This window comes from Streptomyces sp. SID12501 (assembly GCF_010550245.1).
GTDB lineage: Bacteria > Actinomycetota > Actinomycetes > Streptomycetales > Streptomycetaceae > Streptomyces.
This window is the reverse complement of the sequence record NZ_JAAGLU010000125.1, coordinates 1-1068: the sequence shown is the minus strand read 5'-3', so window position 1 is coordinate 1068 and position 1068 is coordinate 1. Positions and strand designations below refer to the sequence as shown.

General features: G+C 66.3%; 1 pseudogene. It reads left to right on the top strand.

What is annotated here, in order from left to right:
- Nucleotides 1-77: 77 nt before the first annotated feature.
- Nucleotides 78-1045, top strand: a pseudogene (locus tag G3I71_RS44745) (IS5 family transposase).
- The last annotated feature ends 23 nt before the right edge of the window (nt 1046-1068 follow it).

The window sequence follows — 1068 nt, the reverse complement described above, 5'->3', positions numbered from 1 at the left end:
CCTAGGGCCTGTGTGGAGTCGTGATCTGGTGAGCCCCCGGTGTGGGAAAGCCGGGGGTCCTGGAGTAAAACGGTGGGGTGTCTCGACCTCAACTTTCGGATGCCGAGTGGGAGTTCATCTCCCCGTTCCTGCCGGTCGGTGAGTACGGGCCGTACCCGGAGAACCTGCGGGCGCACTTCGAGGGCGTCGTGTGGCGGTTCAGGAACGGTGCGAAATGGCGGGAGTTGCCCGAACGATTCGGGCACTGGTCCACCGTTTACGGCCGGTTTCGGCAGTGGCGGGATGCCGGGGTGTTCACCGCGGTGTTCCAGGGCGCCATCGCCGAGGCGGCGAAGCGGGGTCTGGTGGACTTGTCGCTGGTCAGCGTGGACTCGACCACGGTCCGGGCCCATCATGATGCTGCCGGGATGATCGTGGAGCCCGGGATCCTGGACGCGTTGGAGAAGGCCGCCGCGGAAAAAGGGGCGCCGGCCAAGACGGGCAACTGGACCCGGAGCGTGAAGAACGACGACGCGTGAGGCGTCGCCGCAGGGCCCGACTCGCCGCCGCCGACCTGGGACGTTCCCGCGGCGGACTGACCACCAAGACGCATCTGTCCTGTGTGCCGCAGTGCCTGCCCCTCTCGCTCAGGATCACTGCGGGACAAGCCGGAGACAGTCCGCAGTTCATCCCCGTCCTGAACAAGATCCGCGTCCCCGGCCCGGCCGGCCGACCCCGCACCCGGCCCGACGCAGTCGCGGGAGATAAGGCGTACTCGTCCCGCCAGAACCGTTCCCACCTGCGCAAACGCGGGATCAAAGCGGTCATCCCCGAGAAGAGGGATCAGGCCGCCCACCGCAAGAACCGCGGCTCACGCGGCGGACGGCCCGTCACCTGGGACAAGCAGCTGTACAAGCTCCGCAACAGCGTCGAACGCACCATCAACAAGATCAAGGACTGGCGCGGTCTCGCCGTCCGCTACGACAAAAAGCCTGAAAGCTACCAGGCCGGACTCGAATTATGTGCCGGCCTCCTCTGGATCCGACACCTCGGATCACAGCCTTGATCACAACTCCACACAGGCCCTAG